Below are 15,627 nucleotides of genomic sequence, written 5' to 3'. Positions count from 1 at the left end.
CCCCGCAACCAAATGGTCCCGTGGTGTAGTGGTTAACATGCCTGCCTGTCACGCAGGAGATCGCCGGTTCGACCCCGGTCGGGACCGCCATTTTATATAAAGAAAAGAACGAAACAAGTTGTTTCGTATTTTTTTATTTGTTTTAACAAAAAACTAATAAAGACAGTCAAACTATCCTTAGGAAAACTCCTAAGGACTTTTTTATATATTTAAAACCTGTATAATAAAGAGCAGAGAACATTGTGAGTAAAGTAGGTGAAGTCTGTGAGTAAATATGAAATGACAACAAAATCTTCCGAAGAAACCCAGCGATTATCAGAAAAATTAGGGAGACTTGTAAAGGAAAAAGATGTAATTATTTTAGAAGGTGATCTTGGAGCTGGCAAGACGACTTTTACAAAAGGACTAGCAAAAGGTCTTGGAGTGAAAAGAGTCGTAAATAGTCCTACCTTCAATATTATTAAAGAATATAAAGGAAGATTACCGCTATATCATATGGATGTGTATCGGTTAGCGGAAAGTGAAGAAGATTTAGGATTTGATGAGTATTTCTATGGTGAAGGGATTACAGTAGTAGAATGGGCTCATTTAATAGAAGCATATTTACCGAATGAGAAGTTGCAAATTAGTTTATTCCATGCTGGAGATGATACAAGAAAAATTGTACTCGAGCCAATTGGAGATCGCTATATTAGATTATGTGAGGAGCTATTACAAGATGAAAGTACTAGCAATTGATACTTCAAATTACGTAATGGGTGTATCCCTTATTGAGGAAGGGAACGTGATTGGGGAAATCATTACAAATTTAACAAAAAACCATTCTGTACGTCTTATGCCAGCTGTAGAGAAACTGTTAAAAGAATGCGGTGTAAAACCGAAAGAATTGACTAAAATTGTTGTAGCAGCTGGACCGGGATCATATACAGGTGTTCGTATAGGTGTAACAGCGGCAAAAACATTAGCTTGGTCACTTCAAATACCAATTGTAGGTGTATCAAGTTTGGAAGTGGTGGCTGCAAATGGTACTAATTTTAATGGACTAATTTGTCCTTTATTTGATGGCCGACGTGGTCAAATTTACACGGGGTTATATACATATGAAGGAGAGTGTATAACTTCAATAGAAGAAGACCGAATTATTCTTATTGTTGACTGGTTGCAAATGTTAAAAGATAAAGAACAGCCTGTTTTATTTATTGGTAACGATGTTAAATTGCATAAAGAAACAATTGTAGAATATTTAGGTGATCAAGCTGTATTTGCTCCGTTCACTAAGAATAACCCAAGACCAAGTGAATTAGCATGTTTAGGATTACAAAAAGAAGAACAAGACGTGCATACGTTTGTTCCTAGCTATCTTCGTTTAGCTGAAGCTGAAACAAAATGGTTAGAAAGTCAAAAACAATAGGGGCCTACAGAAGATGGATATGATATTTAGAAAGATGGCACTCGATGATATTGTTCAAATTGTAGCTATTGAAGAAGCATCTTTTTCAACCCCTTGGACTGCAGATGCCTTTCACCGTGAATTAGAGGTGAATGAACATGCACATTATGTCGTGCTAGAAAAAGATGGTCTCGTAATTGGATATTGTGGATTGTGGATAATTATTGATGAATCACATGTAACAAATATAGCTATCCTGCCGGAATACAGAGGTCAAAAGCTAGGGGATGCCTTATTAAAAGAAGTCATTTCCGAAGCGAAAGGGTTAGGAGTAAAAACAATGACACTTGAAGTACGCGTGTCAAATGAAGTAGCAAAGCAGTTATACAGAAAATACGGATTTCAAAATGGTGGGATTCGTAAACGATACTATGCAGACAATCAGGAAGATGGTCTTGTAATGTGGGTGAATATATAATGGAAAAAAATATAATTATACTTGGTATTGAAACAAGCTGTGATGAAACAGCTGTAGCAGTTGTTAAAAATGGAACGGAAATCATTGCGAATGTCGTTGCATCGCAAATTGAAAGTCATAAGCGTTTTGGCGGAGTAGTACCAGAGATTGCATCCCGTCATCATGTAGAAGAAATCACAGTTGTGTTAGAAGAAGCTTTAAAAGAAGCGAATATCACTTTTGAGGATATTGATGCAATTGCTGTAACAGAAGGCCCAGGTTTAGTCGGAGCACTTTTAATAGGTGTAAATGCAGCGAAAGCTGTGGCTTTTGCTCATGATATCCCTCTAGTTGGTGTTCAGCATATTGCTGGTCATATTTATGCGAATCGTTTAGTAAAAGAAGTACAATTCCCGTTACTATCGCTTGTTGTATCCGGTGGACATACGGAGCTTGTTTATATGAAAGAACATGGTTCATTTGAAGTGATTGGTGAAACGCGAGATGATGCGGCAGGAGAAGCTTACGATAAAGTAGCTCGTACATTATCAATGCCTTATCCAGGTGGTCCTCATATTGATCGCCTTGCACATGAAGGAAAACCAACAATTGATTTGCCTCGTGCGTGGCTAGAACCTGATTCGTATGATTTCAGCTTTAGTGGATTGAAATCAGCAGTTATCAACACTGTGCATAACGCAAAACAGCGCGGTATAGAAATTGCACCAGAAGATTTAGCAGCAAGTTTCCAAGAAAGTGTAATAGATGTACTTGTAACGAAAGCGTCTCGTGCAGCAGATGCTTATAATGTAAAACAAGTGCTTCTTGCTGGTGGAGTAGCTGCTAATAAAGGGCTTCGTGCACGTTTAGCAGCAGAATTTGCACAAAAAGAAAATATAGAGCTAATTATTCCTCCTCTATCTTTATGCACAGATAATGCAGCGATGATTGCGGCTGCAGGTACAATTGCATACGAACAAGGAAAACGCGCTACATTAGCTTTAAATGCAAATCCAGGATTAGATATTGAAGCATAGTTATACACAAAATTAACCACAGCCTGTGGATAAAACCCATATTATCTGTTGATAATATGGGTTTTTTTGTGTGTATAAAATGTGTATAACTTTTTATTTAGTTGTGGATAATGTGGAAAAGTTATTTGGGAGTTTATATTATAAAGGTGGATATGTGCATAACCTTGTGGATAACATAGAGGAAGTCTGACCTTTGAATAAATTCTTTTTTGGGAAATAAAAAACAAGGAGATGGCAAAAAAAATTTGAAACATCCTCCACTTATTATATAAGGTGCTACTATTGTCAATCCTTGTCGAATTGGTTATATAATTTTATTTACTATGGTATTGATTCCAAAAAAGAAGATAAAAAGGAGGTCATCTCGTCAAAAAGCCCGACTTATGAGACATCCTCCTCTTTTAAATTCTCTTATATATGCAGTTCTTCCCATTCTGCCATACAAGCTTCAAGCTGTTCTTGCAGTGTTTGCTTTTTAGTTGTAATTTCACTAGCCTTTTCATAATCTGCATATATTTCTGGTAAGCAAAGCTGATCTTCTAACGTAGCAATTTCTTCTTCTAAGCCTACGATATTTTGTTCCAGTTCTTCAATCTTTCGAGTACGTTGACGCTCTAGCTGTTTACGTTCTTTTTCTTCGAGATAATTTAATTTTTCTTGTGCCACCACTTTTTGAACAGGTACTTCATCTTCTTGCTCTAGTTCCGCACGTTCAATCATTTCGTTTTTCTTTTCAACGTAATAATCGTAATCACCTAAATATTCTTGTGCACCTTCTGTTGATAACTCAACAACGGTTGTCGTTACGCGATTAATAAAATAGCGGTCATGAGAGACGAATAGAAGAGTACCTGGGTAATCAATTAAAGCATTCTCCAAAATCTCTTTACTATTTAAATCAAGATGGTTTGTTGGCTCATCGAGAATTAATAAATTGGATTTTTGCATCATAAGTTTTGCAAGAGCTAGTCGAGCCTTTTGTCCACCACTAAGAGAAGATACTGGTTTGAGTACATCATCCCCTGTGAATAAAAAGTTGCCTAGTATAGTGCGAATTTCTTTTTCGGGCTGCAATGGATATTCATCCCATAATTCATTTAAAACTCGCTTCGAAGATGTTAAGTTGGCTTGTTCTTGATCATAATAACCAACAGATACATTTGACCCGAAAGCAACGTTTCCATGTAATAGCTGTAACTTATTCACAATGGATTTTAATAATGTAGATTTTCCAATTCCGTTCGGCCCAACTAAGGCAACACTGTCACCGCGAGTTAAGCGCATATTTACATGTTCAATAATCGGTTCCTGATAATAGCCAATAGTTGCATCTTTCACTTGTAAAACATCATTTCCACTTTGTTTTTCAATATCGAAGTGGAAGGAAGCTGATTTAGAATCGCCTAATGGTCTAGTTAATACTTCCATTCTGTCTAATTGTTTACGGCGACTTTGAGCGCGTTTTGTCGTAGATGCACGAGCTATATTTTTTTGTACAAAGTCTTCCAGTTTAGAAATTTCATCTTGTTGTTTTTCATAACGCTTCATCTCTTGCTCGTATAGAGCTGATTTTGAATCTAAATATTTACTGTAGTTACCAACAAATCGTCGGCTTTCCTTATTAGAAATTTCGTATACTTGTGTAACGAGTTTATCTAAGAAATAACGGTCATGGGAAACGATTAAAATCGCGCCAGGATAGCCTTGTAAATATTGTTCAAGCCATGTTAGTGTCTCAATGTCCAAATGGTTTGTAGGTTCGTCTAAAATAAGTAAGTCCGGTCTAGTTAATAATAATTTCCCAAGAGCTAATCGAGTCTTTTGTCCACCACTTAATGTGGAAATTTTCGTCTGATGCGTTTCAACTGGGAAGCCAAGACCGCTTAAAATTGAGCGTATATCCGCTTCGTACTGATAGCCGCCTTGATCCTTATAATCTAATTGTAATTGGTCATAATCAGCTAATAATTTCTCATATATAGCCGCATTTGAAAAGTTTTCTTCTTTTCCCATCTCTTGCTCTAGCCTTCGAAGTTTTGTCTCCATCTGCTGCAAGTGTGTAAAGACGGTTAACATTTCATCCCAAATTGTTAAAGACGTTTCTAATCCGGTATTTTGAGCTAAATACCCCATTGAGACATCTTTCGGTTTTATAATTTCACCACCATCATGAGATAACTCGCCAGCTATTATTTTTAATAATGTAGATTTTCCGGCTCCATTTCGTCCGACTAATGCGATACGATCTTTTGTTTGTACTTCCAATTTTATGTTTGCAAGAATCGTTTCTGCACCGTATAATTTCGAAAGCCCATTCACTTGTAATAATATCAATGTTTTCACCTCAAATAATTTCTTAACTTTGCCATGTTTATATTTCTCAATCATACTAAAAATAGTGTATAGTTTAAAATAAAGAGAGAATACTTCTTCTCTTTATTATACAAGGAAATTCATGAGTACTAAACTTCTGTATTTGATTCGAGTATAAGAATAAAGATAGGAAGAGAGGAGAGGTTATATGGATCAGCAAAAAATTCCACAGGCCACTGCCAAACGATTGCCTCTATACTATCGATTTATCCAAAACTTATCTCTTTCTGGTAAGCAACGTGTTTCATCAGCCGAATTGAGTGAAGCGGTAAAGGTTGATTCCGCAACTATTCGAAGAGATTTTTCATATTTTGGAGCGTTAGGGAAAAAAGGATATGGATATAACGTAAATTATTTATTATCATTTTTCCGTGAAACACTCGACCAAGATGATATAACACGCGTGGCACTTATTGGAGTAGGTAATTTAGGGACCGCTTTCTTACATTATAATTTCACGAAAAACAATAATACAAAAATTGAAATGGCGTTTGATGTTAGTGAAGAGAAAGTTGGAACAGAAATCGGAGGCATTCCTGTATATCATTTGGATGAACTAGAAGAACGTTTATCAACTGATATACAAGTGGCAATATTAACAGTACCCGCTACAGTAGCGCAATCTGTGGCAGATAGATTGGCAGAAACGAACGTGCATGGTATTTTAAATTTCACACCAGCACGCTTAAATGTGTCAGAGAATATAAGAATTCATCACATTGATTTAGCTGTAGAGTTACAAACGCTTGTTTACTTTTTGAAGAATTATCCACAATAAAACGCAGAGGAGATGACCTCTGCGTTTTATTATTGTTTTTTCTTTGTGAATTTAACTAAGATAAGGCGAAGTGCCAAATTAAAATCAATTGTTGCCATAACTGCAAATAGTATTGTCCACATATTCCAGATTGTATCTGTTACGTTCGTAATGGCGAAGCGTGTAAAGATACATCCAAGAAGAAAGTACAATGCAGCCATGAACAATGGTGAGTTTCTCATACTAAAAATCCTCCGATAAAGCCTTGCATTTTTTCAGCTTCTTTAATCATTTCTTGAATTTGCTCATTACTCATAAAAATTTGTCCAATAGCGACTAATGTATTCATTGCCACATGGGCTGCAATAGGAACTATAATTCGTTTCGTTTTTACGTATAAAAAGGCGAATACGAGCCCCATAGAAGTGTATACCAATAAGTGAGTAAAATCAAAATGAATCGCCGCGAATACTAGTGAACTAATGATAGCAGCAACAAAGAAATTAAATCTCTTATAAAGTGTGCCAAATAAAATTTTTCTAAATACGATTTCCTCTAAGATAGGTCCGATTATAGATACAACAATGAGGAACCAAGGTGTCGTTCTTGCAATTTCCATCAGCTTCATTGTATTTTCCGAACCTTGTTTAATTCCTAGTAGACGCATTTCGATCATACCGGCAATTATTTGGGAAGAGAAAGCTAAGAGAATACCGATTATAATCCAACCAACTGTAGCTGGGATCGTAACACGCATTTTATCTAAATGCCTGTCACGAATATCTATTCTAAGTAACCAAAGCACGATGCATAATGCAACAAAGAAGCTAATGATTGCCCAATGTCCCGTTATGATTTGACCTTTTTCCTCCATGGTAAATCCTCTATTATCATAGAGTCCTGTTTTTAGGAGTAGTGGTAAGCCAACAATTCCAGATAACTGCATTAAAATGTATGTAACGATAATCCACCAATATTGTTTCTTCAAATGGTTTAACCATCCTTTCTAACTCTAGTGTATGAGATAAGGTAGGATAACATGTAAATATGCTACCTACGATATAAACTTTCATTTGAATTATATTTTTTTTGTAAATAAGTATTTGAAAATAAAATAGGAGACAGGAAAAAGTTGAACGTGTAGCGAAAACAACTTAGGGTGTCTTTCATATTGTAACATACAAGAAGTGGGAACAACGATTCATATGGTAAAGGCAGTAGAAGAAGTAATGCTATATAGGAAAGTGCATAAAGTAATTTGCGAAAAAATTATGATTTTTTTACTTGCAAAAGAAATTGAGATTATTTATTATTAGAAGTGTGTTAGCACTCGTGTGACTTGAGTGCTAATAAATAAAATTTACATAACAAAATGAGGAGGTTGTTGTTCATGCTAAAGCCATTAGGTGATCGCGTTGTAATTGAACTTGTTCAAGCAGAAGAAAAAACAGCAAGTGGTATTGTATTACCAGAAACTGCAAAAGAAAAACCACAAGAGGGTAAAGTTATTGCAGTAGGTACAGGCCGAGTGCTTGAAAATGGTGATCGTGTTGCTTTAGAGGTAGCAGCAGGTGATCTTATCATCTTCTCAAAATATGCAGGTACTGAAGTGAAATACGAAGGTACAGACTACTTGATTTTACGTGAAAGTGACATTTTAGCAATTATCGGTTAATTATATACATTTTAAAAATCCAAGGGGGTCAATTATTATGGCAAAAGATATTAAATTTAGTGAAGAAGCACGTCGTTCGATGCTTCGCGGTGTCGACACTCTTGCAAACGCAGTAAAAGTAACGCTTGGACCAAAAGGTCGTAACGTTGTACTTGAGAAAAAATTCGGTTCACCACTTATTACAAATGACGGTGTAACAATCGCAAAAGAAATCGAATTAGAAGATGCATTCGAAAACATGGGTGCGAAATTAGTAGCAGAAGTTGCTAGCAAAACAAACGATGTAGCTGGTGACGGAACGACAACTGCAACTGTATTAGCGCAAGCTATGATTCGTGAAGGTCTTAAAAACGTAACAGCTGGTGCAAACCCAATGGGTCTTCGTAAAGGTATCGAAAAAGCTGTTACTGCTGCAATTGAAGAATTAAAAGCGATTTCTAAACCAATCGAAGGTAAATCTTCTATCGCACAAGTAGCTGCTATTTCTTCGGCTGACGAAGAAGTAGGTCAATTAATCGCTGAAGCAATGGAGCGCGTTGGTAATGACGGCGTTATTACTTTAGAAGAATCTAAAGGATTCACAACAGAATTAGACGTAGTAGAAGGTATGCAATTTGATCGTGGATATGCATCTCCTTACATGATTACTGATTCTGACAAAATGGAAGCAGTTCTTGATAACCCATACATTTTAATTACTGACAAGAAGATTTCTAACATTCAAGAAATCTTACCAGTATTAGAGCAAGTGGTACAACAAGGTAAACCACTTCTTATCATTGCTGAAGATGTAGAAGGCGAAGCGTTAGCTACATTAGTAGTGAACAAACTTCGTGGTACATTCAATGTAGTTGCTGTTAAAGCTCCTGGATTTGGTGACCGTCGTAAAGCAATGCTAGAAGATATCGCAATCTTAACTGGTGGCGAAGTAATCACTGAAGAATTAGGACGTGACTTAAAATCTGCTACAGTTGAATCTTTAGGACGTGCTGGTAAAATTGTTGTAACGAAAGAAAACACAACTGTAGTTGAAGGTATTGGAAATTCACAACAAATCGAAGCTCGCATCGGTCAAATCCGCGCGCAATTAGAAGAAACTACTTCTGAATTCGATCGTGAAAAATTACAAGAGCGTCTTGCTAAACTTGCGGGCGGTGTAGCAGTAATTAAAGTAGGTGCAGCAACTGAAACTGAGTTAAAAGAGCGCAAACTTCGCATTGAAGATGCACTTAACTCAACTCGTGCAGCAGTAGAAGAAGGTATCGTTGCAGGTGGTGGTACTTCACTTATGAACGTATACACAAAAGTAGCTTCTATCGTAGCTGAAGGCGACGAAGCAACAGGTATCAACATCGTACTTCGTGCACTAGAAGAGCCAGTTCGTCAAATCGCAATCAACGCTGGTCTAGAAGGATCTGTAGTTGTAGAGCGTCTAAAAGGCGAAAAAGTAGGCGTTGGTTTCAACGCAGCTACTGGCGAATGGGTTAACATGCTTGAGTCTGGTATCGTAGATCCAGCTAAAGTAACTCGTTCTGCACTTCAAAACGCAGCATCTGTTGCAGCTATGTTCTTAACAACTGAAGCTGTAGTTGCTGACAAGCCAGAACCAAATGCACCAGCAATGCCTGACATGGGCGGCATGGGCATGGGTGGTATGGGCGGAATGATGTAATTCCGTTCTCCCGAAAAACATCCACTTCTATATAGAAGTGGATGTTTTTTTATGTTTTTGAGCGCAGGAAAATAATTTCTGTAGAATTTTGTCGCTTTCTCTCTTGACCATATCGATACTTCATTGTTAGAATCTAGGAAGATAATATAAAACAATCCTTCATATATCCTCGATGATATGGTTTGAGAGTCTCTACCGGGTTACCGTAAACAACCTGACTATGAAGGCAGTGCGTCTTATATTTATAAAGAGCGGAAGACTATCTTTCTTTATAAAGCCAGACCCCTGCCTTTTCTTTGTCATGAGACTAGAGGCGGAGGACTGGCTTTTTTTATTATATTAGTAATGCTTTTCGCCAAATTGGTGAAAATATTTATATACGAGAACTAACGTTGGGGTGATTATTTTGAAGAAGCAGCATGATACAATTATCGTTTTAGATTTTGGGAGTCAGTACAATCAGTTAATAGCACGTCGAATTCGTGAGTTCGGTGTATACAGTGAACTTCATCCACATACAATTACTGCAGAAGAAATTAAAGCAATGAATCCAAAAGGGATTATCTTCTCTGGTGGACCGAATAGTGTATACGGTGAAGGCGCATTACATTGTGATGAAAAAATCTTTGAACTAGGATTACCGATCTTCGGTATTTGTTACGGTATGCAGCTTATGACACAACACTTCGGTGGTAAAGTAGAACGTGCAAACCACCGTGAGTATGGAAAAGCTGTTCTTAAAGTAGAGAACGAATCAAAATTATATGCGAACCTTCCAGAAGAGCAAGTTGTATGGATGAGCCATGGTGACTTAGTAACTGGTTTACCTGAAGGATTCGTAGTAGATGCAACAAGTGAGTCTTGTCCAATTGCTGGTATGAGCAATGAAGCGGAAAACTTATACGGTGTACAATTCCACCCAGAAGTACGTCACTCTGAGCACGGTAACGATTTAATTAAAAACTTCGTATTCGGCGTATGTGGTTGTTCTGAAGGATGGAACATGGAGAACTTTATCGAAGTAGAATTAGAGAAGATCCGTGAAACTGTTGGAGACAAAAAAGTATTATGCGCACTTAGTGGCGGTGTAGACTCTTCTGTTGTAGCAGTATTAATTCATAAGGCAATTGGTGACCAATTAACATGTATTTTCGTGGACCACGGTTTACTTCGTAAAGATGAAGCAGAAGGTGTTATGAAAACATTTAGCGAAGGCTTCCATATGAACGTTATTAAAGTGGATGCACAAGAGCGCTTCATGAACAAGTTAAAAGGTGTAGAAGATCCAGAGCAAAAACGTAAAATCATCGGTAATGAATTCATTTACGTATTTGATGATGAAGCTTCTAAATTACAAGGAATGGACTTCCTAGCGCAAGGTACACTTTATACAGACATCGTTGAAAGTGGTACAGCAACTGCACAAACAATTAAATCTCACCATAACGTTGGTGGACTTCCAGAAGACATGCAGTTCAAATTAATTGAGCCTTTAAACACTTTATTTAAAGACGAAGTACGTGTATTAGGATCAGAACTAGGAATTCCTGATGAAATCGTATGGCGTCAACCGTTCCCAGGTCCAGGACTTGGTATTCGTGTATTAGGTGAAATTACAGAAGAGAAATTAGAAATCGTTCGTGAATCTGATGCAATTTTACGTGAAGAAATTATAAAAGCAGGATTAGACCGCGAAGTTTGGCAATACTTCACTGCGCTTCCTGGTATGCGTAGTGTAGGTGTTATGGGTGACGAGCGTACTTACGATTACACAGTAGGTATCCGTGCAGTAACATCTATCGACGGTATGACAGCTGATTGGGCACGTATCCCTTGGGACGTATTAGAGAAAATCTCTGTACGTATCGTAAACGAAGTAAAACACGTTAACCGTATCGTGTATGATATAACGAGTAAGCCACCAGCAACTATTGAGTGGGAATAGTATTGTAATAAAAAAGATCCATCTATCGTTCATGTATAGATGGATCTTTTTGTTTTTACCCTTAATACGAACGAAAATATAAAAATTTATAAAAATGTTCGTTTTTAAATTGACAAAACCACCTCCTCGAGTTAATATGAGTATGTAATTCAAATGAAAAGTGAATATTATGCCGTCGTATAATATCGGGGATATGGCCCGAAAGTTTCTACCTAGCTACCGTAAATGGCTTGACTACGAGGCGTTTCTATAAAGATGAGGGGAAACTTGTCTTTATTCATAGAACGCTTCCATGTATATGCAATGGAAGCCTTTTTTATTTTTATAGATAAAAGAGGGCTAGGGTGAAATACGGCGAGTAATCATATAACGGGGGAAACGTAAGATGAAACGCTATTTTCAGTTTGATGAACTCGGCACAAATTATAAAACAGAGTTCATAGCAGGTTTAACGACATTTCTATCTATGGCTTACGTACTATTTGTCAATCCTGCTACGCTGTCGCTTGGAAATGTTAAAGGATTACCGGCGGGTACAGGAATGGATCCAGGTGCAGTATTCGTTGCTACAGCATTAGCAGCGGCGATTGGTTCGTTAATTATGGGGATATTTGCGAAGTATCCGATTGCTTTAGCGCCAGGTATGGGAATAAACGCGTTCTTTGCTTATACAGCGGTGTTAACGATGGGAATTCCGTGGCAAACGGCAATTGCTGGAACATTAATGTCAGGTATTATCTTTATTATTCTTACTGCTTCAGGTATTCGTGAAAAAATCATTAATGCAATTCCAGTAGAGTTAAAGTTTGCAGTAGCGGCGGGTATTGGATTATTCATTGCCTTCCTTGGATTCCAAAACGCTGGAATTATCGTAAAGAATGATGCTGTTCTTGTTGGGTTGGGGGACTTAACAAAGGGCACAACGTTACTAGCAATCTTCGGAGTTGTTACTACAATCATTTTCATGATTAAAAAAATAAATGGTGCAGTTTTCTACGGTATGATCCTTACGGCGATCTTAGGAGTAGCGACTGGATTAATTGATACACCAAAAGCTGTAGTGGGAGCAATACCGAGTCTAGAACCAACGTTCGGGGTAGCATTAACTCACTTTGGAGACATTTTCACTGTTGAAATGGCGATTGTTATTATAACGTTCTTCTTTATTGATTTCTTTGATACAGCAGGTACGCTTGTAGCGGTTGCGAATCAAGCGGGATTAATGAAGAACAATAAATTACCACGTGCAGGTAAAGCGTTATTTGCAGATGCGATTGCAACTGTAATTGGTGCAATTCTAGGTACATCTACTACGACGTCTTACATTGAATCGTCTGCGGGGGTAGCGGCAGGAGGACGTTCTGGATTTACAGCAGTTGTAACAGCAGGATTCTTCTTACTGGCACTATTCTTCTCACCACTATTAAGTGTTGTGACACCAGCTGTAACAGCGCCAGCATTAATTATTGTAGGAATCTTGATGGTTTCATCTTTAGGAGAAATTGATTGGAAGAAATTCGAGATTGCAGTACCAGCGTTCTTTACTATCATTTCAATGCCACTTACGTATAGTATCGCAACAGGAATTGCAATCGGGTTTATCTTCTATCCAATTACAATGGTTGTGAGTGGTCGTCGTAAAGAGATTCATCCAATTATGTATGTTATGGGAGTTTTATTCGTACTATATTTCATCTACGTTCGTAAATAAAAGGGGTTTTTTGAAAGGTCTAGACTTGAGGGGAGTCTAGACCTTTTTTGCGTCTTCAGAAAATCTTAAGGATTTCCGAGCGTTTTTCTTCAGAAGTTTTCTTATAATAGAAGTTAGGGATTAAAAAACTGATGGGAGAGATATTATGGCCGGGGAAACGATACTTGTCGTAGATGATGAAAAAGAAATTAGGAACCTTATTACAATTTATTTAAAGAACGAAGGATATAAAGTACTGCAAGCAGGGGACGGAGAAGAAGGGTTACGTATATTAGAAGAAAATGAAGTGCACTTAGTCGTATTAGATATTATGATGCCGAAAGTAGATGGTATTCATATGTGTATGAAAGTAAGGGAAGCGAAGGAAATGCCGATTATTATGCTTTCGGCAAAAACGCAAGATATGGATAAAATTTTAGGATTAACAACAGGTGCAGATGATTATGTAGCAAAACCGTTTAATCCGTTAGAGTTAATCGCAAGAATTAAATCGCAGCTACGTCGTTATATGAAAATGAATGGCTTTGCTATTCAAAATGAGGACGAGTTAGAAATTGGAGAGATGAAAATAAACATCTCCACTCATACAGTCATTGTGGATGGAGAAGAAGTGAAACTGACCCCGAGGGAATTTTCAATTTTAGAATTACTAGTCCGTAATCCGGGGATGGTCTTTAGTGCGGAACAAATTTATGAAAAGGTTTGGAACGAAAAATCTTTCCAGTCGGATAACACGGTAATGGTTCATATTCGAAAAGTGCGTGAAAAGATTGAGGAGAATCCAAGGAAGCCAATATATATAAAAACAGTATGGGGAGTGGGGTATAAGATTGAAAAAGATATTTAATCCATTTACTTATGTTAGGAAAATTCGAGAATTAATTGGAAAGATAGTGAAGAGTGTGAAACGGAGTATACGAATTCAACTTATTACTGCGTTTACTGCTTGTGCGTTGTTAGGGATTTTGTCAGCGAAGGCAGCAGCACCGTTTTTTGAGAATGCGAATCGAGAGGCGACGATCGATTATCGGGTTGGTATGGAACAAATTAATCAACAAGCTCAAAGCGTGGCAAATAGTTCAGTTCATGAAAATAAATTAGAAGCTATATCAACTATGATTGAAATAGAGAATCAAAATTTAGAACAAAACTCTAGAGCTTTAAAAGTGCTGGTCACTGACGAGAGCGGTAAAGTTTTATATAAAACGAAGCAGGCGCAAGAAGAGCAAATTGATTTGCATAATACAATTCGTAATGCATCATCGTTTGCGATTAATTATATGAATGGTAGAAAAGAATTTGAAAGTACGAGAAAAGAATTTATAGCTTTTGCACCTATTACAATAGAAGATAAGAATTTATACATGTTTGTTAGTGGGATTCCAGAAGGTGAAGTAATATATGATACGCAAGAAGGACCGTTTCCGTTTTTCATAGGTGTACTTGTATTTATTTTCTCTTTCTTCTATATAACAAAGAGAAAGATGAAGCAAATTGAAGCGATGGCACAAGGTGTAAAGGAAATAGAAAAAGGAAACTTAGCGTACCGTATTGAGAAGAAAGGTGAAGATGAGATTGCGTCTTTAACTGAGAATATTAATAATATGGCGGAAGAACTTATGAACAATATAGAAAAAGAGCGTACATTAGAAAAACAGAAAAACGAGCTTATTACAAATGTATCTCATGATTTACGGACACCACTTACTTCTATTATGGGATACTTACGATTACTCAGAGACTCTAAATATGAAAATAAAGAGCAATATGATGAATATACTAGAATTGCTTTTGCAAAGTCGGAGCAGTTAAAGAATTTAATAGAAGATTTATTTGAGTATACGAAGTTAACGAATGAACAAGTTGTATTAGAAAAACAGGAAGTGTGTGTAAATGAGTTACTTGATCAATTAATAGAAGAGTTAGTACCACAAGCGGAAGAGCATGGCCTTATGTTTGTTAAGAAGTTTCCTGAGGAACGTGCATATGCGATGATTGATTCGGAAAAGATGGTCCGTGTATTCGACAACTTACTAATGAATGCAATTAAGTATAGTAAAGATGACGGAGAGATAAAAGTTTCTCTTCAAAGGCAGCGCAGGAATATACAAATTGTTATTGCGAATCATAGTGAAGAGTTTACGAGAGAAGAGTTAGGGAACTTGTTTGAACGGTTTTATAAGAAAGATCAATCTAGAAGTAGAGTAACAGAAGGTTCGGGGCTCGGATTAGCTATTGCGAAAAGTATTGTTGAGTTGCAAGGTGGTAGTATTCGAGCTGAGTATGAGGACGGGATCGTTCAGTTCATCGTTTCATTACCAATTATAGAAAAATAATAAATGAATAGAATGTTATAGGATAAAAAGGCTTATTTTAAAAGGAATAAGCCTTTTTATATTTTTTTAGAAAAACATATTGACGATTAGAGTTTAGAGGTGTAATATAAAACAAGTCGCCGATGCAATAACGCAGAACGCGGCAAACAAAATGAAAAACTTAGTTGACATTAACTAACGAAGATGTTAACATAAGGAAGTCGCAAATGAGCGACTAAGTAGTTCTTTGAAAACTGAACGAAACAAACAACGTGAACGTCAATTTTTATTTTTA

The 15,627-nt window shown here is 36.9% G+C and carries 14 protein-coding genes, 1 tRNA gene and 2 riboswitches; of the genes, 12 read left to right on the top strand and 3 right to left on the bottom strand.

Annotation, left to right across the window (positions count from 1 at the left end; all coding sequences use genetic code 11):
• Positions 1-14: 14 nt before the first annotated feature.
• The 5 genes from ABH959_RS29080 to tsaD all read left to right on the top strand — a co-directional run bounded on the left by ABH959_RS29080 (position 15) and on the right by tsaD (position 2,884).
• A tRNA-Asp gene (locus ABH959_RS29080) sits at positions 15-90 on the top strand.
• A gap of 174 nt (positions 91-264) precedes the next feature.
• Positions 265-738 carry a tRNA (adenosine(37)-N6)-threonylcarbamoyltransferase complex ATPase subunit type 1 TsaE gene (gene tsaE, locus ABH959_RS29075; protein WP_113938562.1) on the top strand — a complete coding sequence of 158 codons (474 nt, stop codon included), beginning with the start codon at positions 265-267 and terminating at the stop codon, positions 736-738.
• Positions 719-1,411 (top strand): tRNA (adenosine(37)-N6)-threonylcarbamoyltransferase complex dimerization subunit type 1 TsaB, encoded by a 693-nt coding sequence (gene tsaB, locus ABH959_RS29070; protein ID WP_016094069.1) that lies wholly within the window; start codon positions 719-721, stop codon positions 1,409-1,411. The genes tsaE and tsaB overlap by 20 nt, the downstream gene beginning before the upstream one ends.
• Before the next feature lie 13 nt (positions 1,412-1,424).
• Positions 1,425-1,868 (top strand): ribosomal protein S18-alanine N-acetyltransferase, encoded by a 444-nt coding sequence (gene rimI / locus ABH959_RS29065; protein WP_113938563.1) that lies wholly within the window; start codon positions 1,425-1,427, stop codon positions 1,866-1,868.
• The gene (tsaD, locus tag ABH959_RS29060; protein WP_404493538.1) at positions 1,868-2,884 is read left to right on the top strand and encodes a tRNA (adenosine(37)-N6)-threonylcarbamoyltransferase complex transferase subunit TsaD; all 1,017 of its coding nucleotides are present in this window, start codon (positions 1,868-1,870) and stop codon (positions 2,882-2,884) included. The genes rimI and tsaD overlap by 1 nt, the downstream gene beginning before the upstream one ends.
• Positions 2,885-3,295: 411 nt before the next feature.
• On the opposite strand, the gene ABH959_RS29055 is transcribed toward tsaD, so the two are convergent.
• On the bottom strand, positions 3,296-5,218 hold the full coding sequence (locus tag ABH959_RS29055) for an ABC-F family ATP-binding cassette domain-containing protein (protein WP_090835618.1): 1,923 nt from the start codon (positions 5,216-5,218) through the stop codon (positions 3,296-3,298).
• A gap of 187 nt (positions 5,219-5,405) precedes the next feature.
• On the opposite strand from ABH959_RS29055, the gene ABH959_RS29050 reads away from it, so the two are divergent.
• On the top strand, positions 5,406-6,035 hold the full coding sequence (locus ABH959_RS29050) for a redox-sensing transcriptional repressor Rex (protein WP_000372704.1): 630 nt from the start codon (positions 5,406-5,408) through the stop codon (positions 6,033-6,035).
• A gap of 29 nt (positions 6,036-6,064) precedes the next feature.
• Here ABH959_RS29050 and ABH959_RS29045 read toward each other — a convergent pair whose 3' ends face one another.
• Together ABH959_RS29045 and ABH959_RS29040 are read right to left on the bottom strand one after the other, a co-directional pair.
• Positions 6,065-6,256: a YdiK family protein gene (locus tag ABH959_RS29045; RefSeq protein ID WP_001246201.1), complete on the bottom strand. Its 192-nt coding sequence runs from the start codon at positions 6,254-6,256 to the stop codon at positions 6,065-6,067.
• Entirely contained in the window at positions 6,253-7,002 is a 750-nt protein-coding gene (locus ABH959_RS29040) for a CPBP family intramembrane glutamic endopeptidase (protein WP_113938564.1), read from the bottom strand. Before ABH959_RS29040 ends, ABH959_RS29045 begins: the two co-directional genes overlap by 4 nt.
• 402 nt (positions 7,003-7,404) lie before the next feature.
• On the opposite strand from ABH959_RS29040, the gene groES reads away from it, so the two are divergent.
• The 6 genes from groES to ABH959_RS29010 all read left to right on the top strand — a co-directional run bounded on the left by groES (position 7,405) and on the right by ABH959_RS29010 (position 15,353).
• Positions 7,405-7,689 carry a co-chaperone GroES gene (gene groES / locus ABH959_RS29035; protein WP_113938565.1) on the top strand — a complete coding sequence of 95 codons (285 nt, stop codon included), beginning with the start codon at positions 7,405-7,407 and terminating at the stop codon, positions 7,687-7,689.
• Between the two features lie 37 nt (positions 7,690-7,726).
• Complete coding sequence (gene groL / locus ABH959_RS29030) at positions 7,727-9,361, top strand: chaperonin GroEL (protein WP_002029451.1); 1,635 nt, start codon at positions 7,727-7,729, stop codon at positions 9,359-9,361.
• 139 nt (positions 9,362-9,500) lie between these two features.
• Positions 9,501-9,602, top strand: a riboswitch (purine riboswitch).
• Positions 9,603-9,767: 165 nt separating this feature from the next.
• Positions 9,768-11,306: a glutamine-hydrolyzing GMP synthase gene (guaA, locus tag ABH959_RS29025; protein WP_122974556.1), complete on the top strand. Its 1,539-nt coding sequence runs from the start codon at positions 9,768-9,770 to the stop codon at positions 11,304-11,306.
• A 155-nt stretch (positions 11,307-11,461) separates the two neighbouring features.
• A riboswitch (purine riboswitch) is annotated at positions 11,462-11,563 on the top strand.
• A gap of 128 nt (positions 11,564-11,691) precedes the next feature.
• Positions 11,692-13,017: an NCS2 family permease gene (locus ABH959_RS29020; RefSeq protein ID WP_002091603.1), complete on the top strand. Its 1,326-nt coding sequence runs from the start codon at positions 11,692-11,694 to the stop codon at positions 13,015-13,017.
• 145 nt (positions 13,018-13,162) lie between these two features.
• Positions 13,163-13,864: a response regulator transcription factor gene (locus ABH959_RS29015; protein ID WP_085308686.1), complete on the top strand. Its 702-nt coding sequence runs from the start codon at positions 13,163-13,165 to the stop codon at positions 13,862-13,864.
• Complete coding sequence (locus ABH959_RS29010) at positions 13,848-15,353, top strand: sensor histidine kinase (protein WP_404493536.1); 1,506 nt, start codon at positions 13,848-13,850, stop codon at positions 15,351-15,353. The genes ABH959_RS29015 and ABH959_RS29010 overlap by 17 nt, the downstream gene beginning before the upstream one ends.
• Positions 15,354-15,627 lie beyond the last annotated feature (274 nt).

The sequence above is a fragment of the Bacillus sp. RC51 genome (genome assembly GCF_044908115.1).
GTDB classification, from domain to species: domain Bacteria; phylum Bacillota; class Bacilli; order Bacillales; family Bacillaceae_G; genus Bacillus_A; species Bacillus_A mycoides.
This window is presented reverse-complemented; position numbering and strand designations above follow the sequence as displayed.

What these genes read in the sequence shown, in the direction of transcription:
- groES (WP_113938565.1), top strand. Translation starts at nt 7,405, where the DNA reads ATGCTAAAGCCATTAGGTGATCGCGTTGTAATTGAACTTGTTCAAGCA.
- groL (WP_002029451.1), top strand. Translation starts at nt 7,727, where the DNA reads ATGGCAAAAGATATTAAATTTAGTGAAGAAGCACGTCGTTCGATGCTT.
- ABH959_RS29050 (WP_000372704.1), top strand. Translation starts at nt 5,406, where the DNA reads ATGGATCAGCAAAAAATTCCACAGGCCACTGCCAAACGATTGCCTCTA.
- tsaD (WP_404493538.1), top strand. Translation starts at nt 1,868, where the DNA reads ATGGAAAAAAATATAATTATACTTGGTATTGAAACAAGCTGTGATGAA.
- ABH959_RS29045 (WP_001246201.1), bottom strand. Translation starts at nt 6,256, where the DNA reads ATGAGAAACTCACCATTGTTCATGGCTGCATTGTACTTTCTTCTTGGA.
- rimI (WP_113938563.1), top strand. Translation starts at nt 1,425, where the DNA reads ATGGATATGATATTTAGAAAGATGGCACTCGATGATATTGTTCAAATT.
- ABH959_RS29015 (WP_085308686.1), top strand. Translation starts at nt 13,163, where the DNA reads ATGGCCGGGGAAACGATACTTGTCGTAGATGATGAAAAAGAAATTAGG.
- tsaB (WP_016094069.1), top strand. Translation starts at nt 719, where the DNA reads ATGAAAGTACTAGCAATTGATACTTCAAATTACGTAATGGGTGTATCC.
- ABH959_RS29020 (WP_002091603.1), top strand. Translation starts at nt 11,692, where the DNA reads ATGAAACGCTATTTTCAGTTTGATGAACTCGGCACAAATTATAAAACA.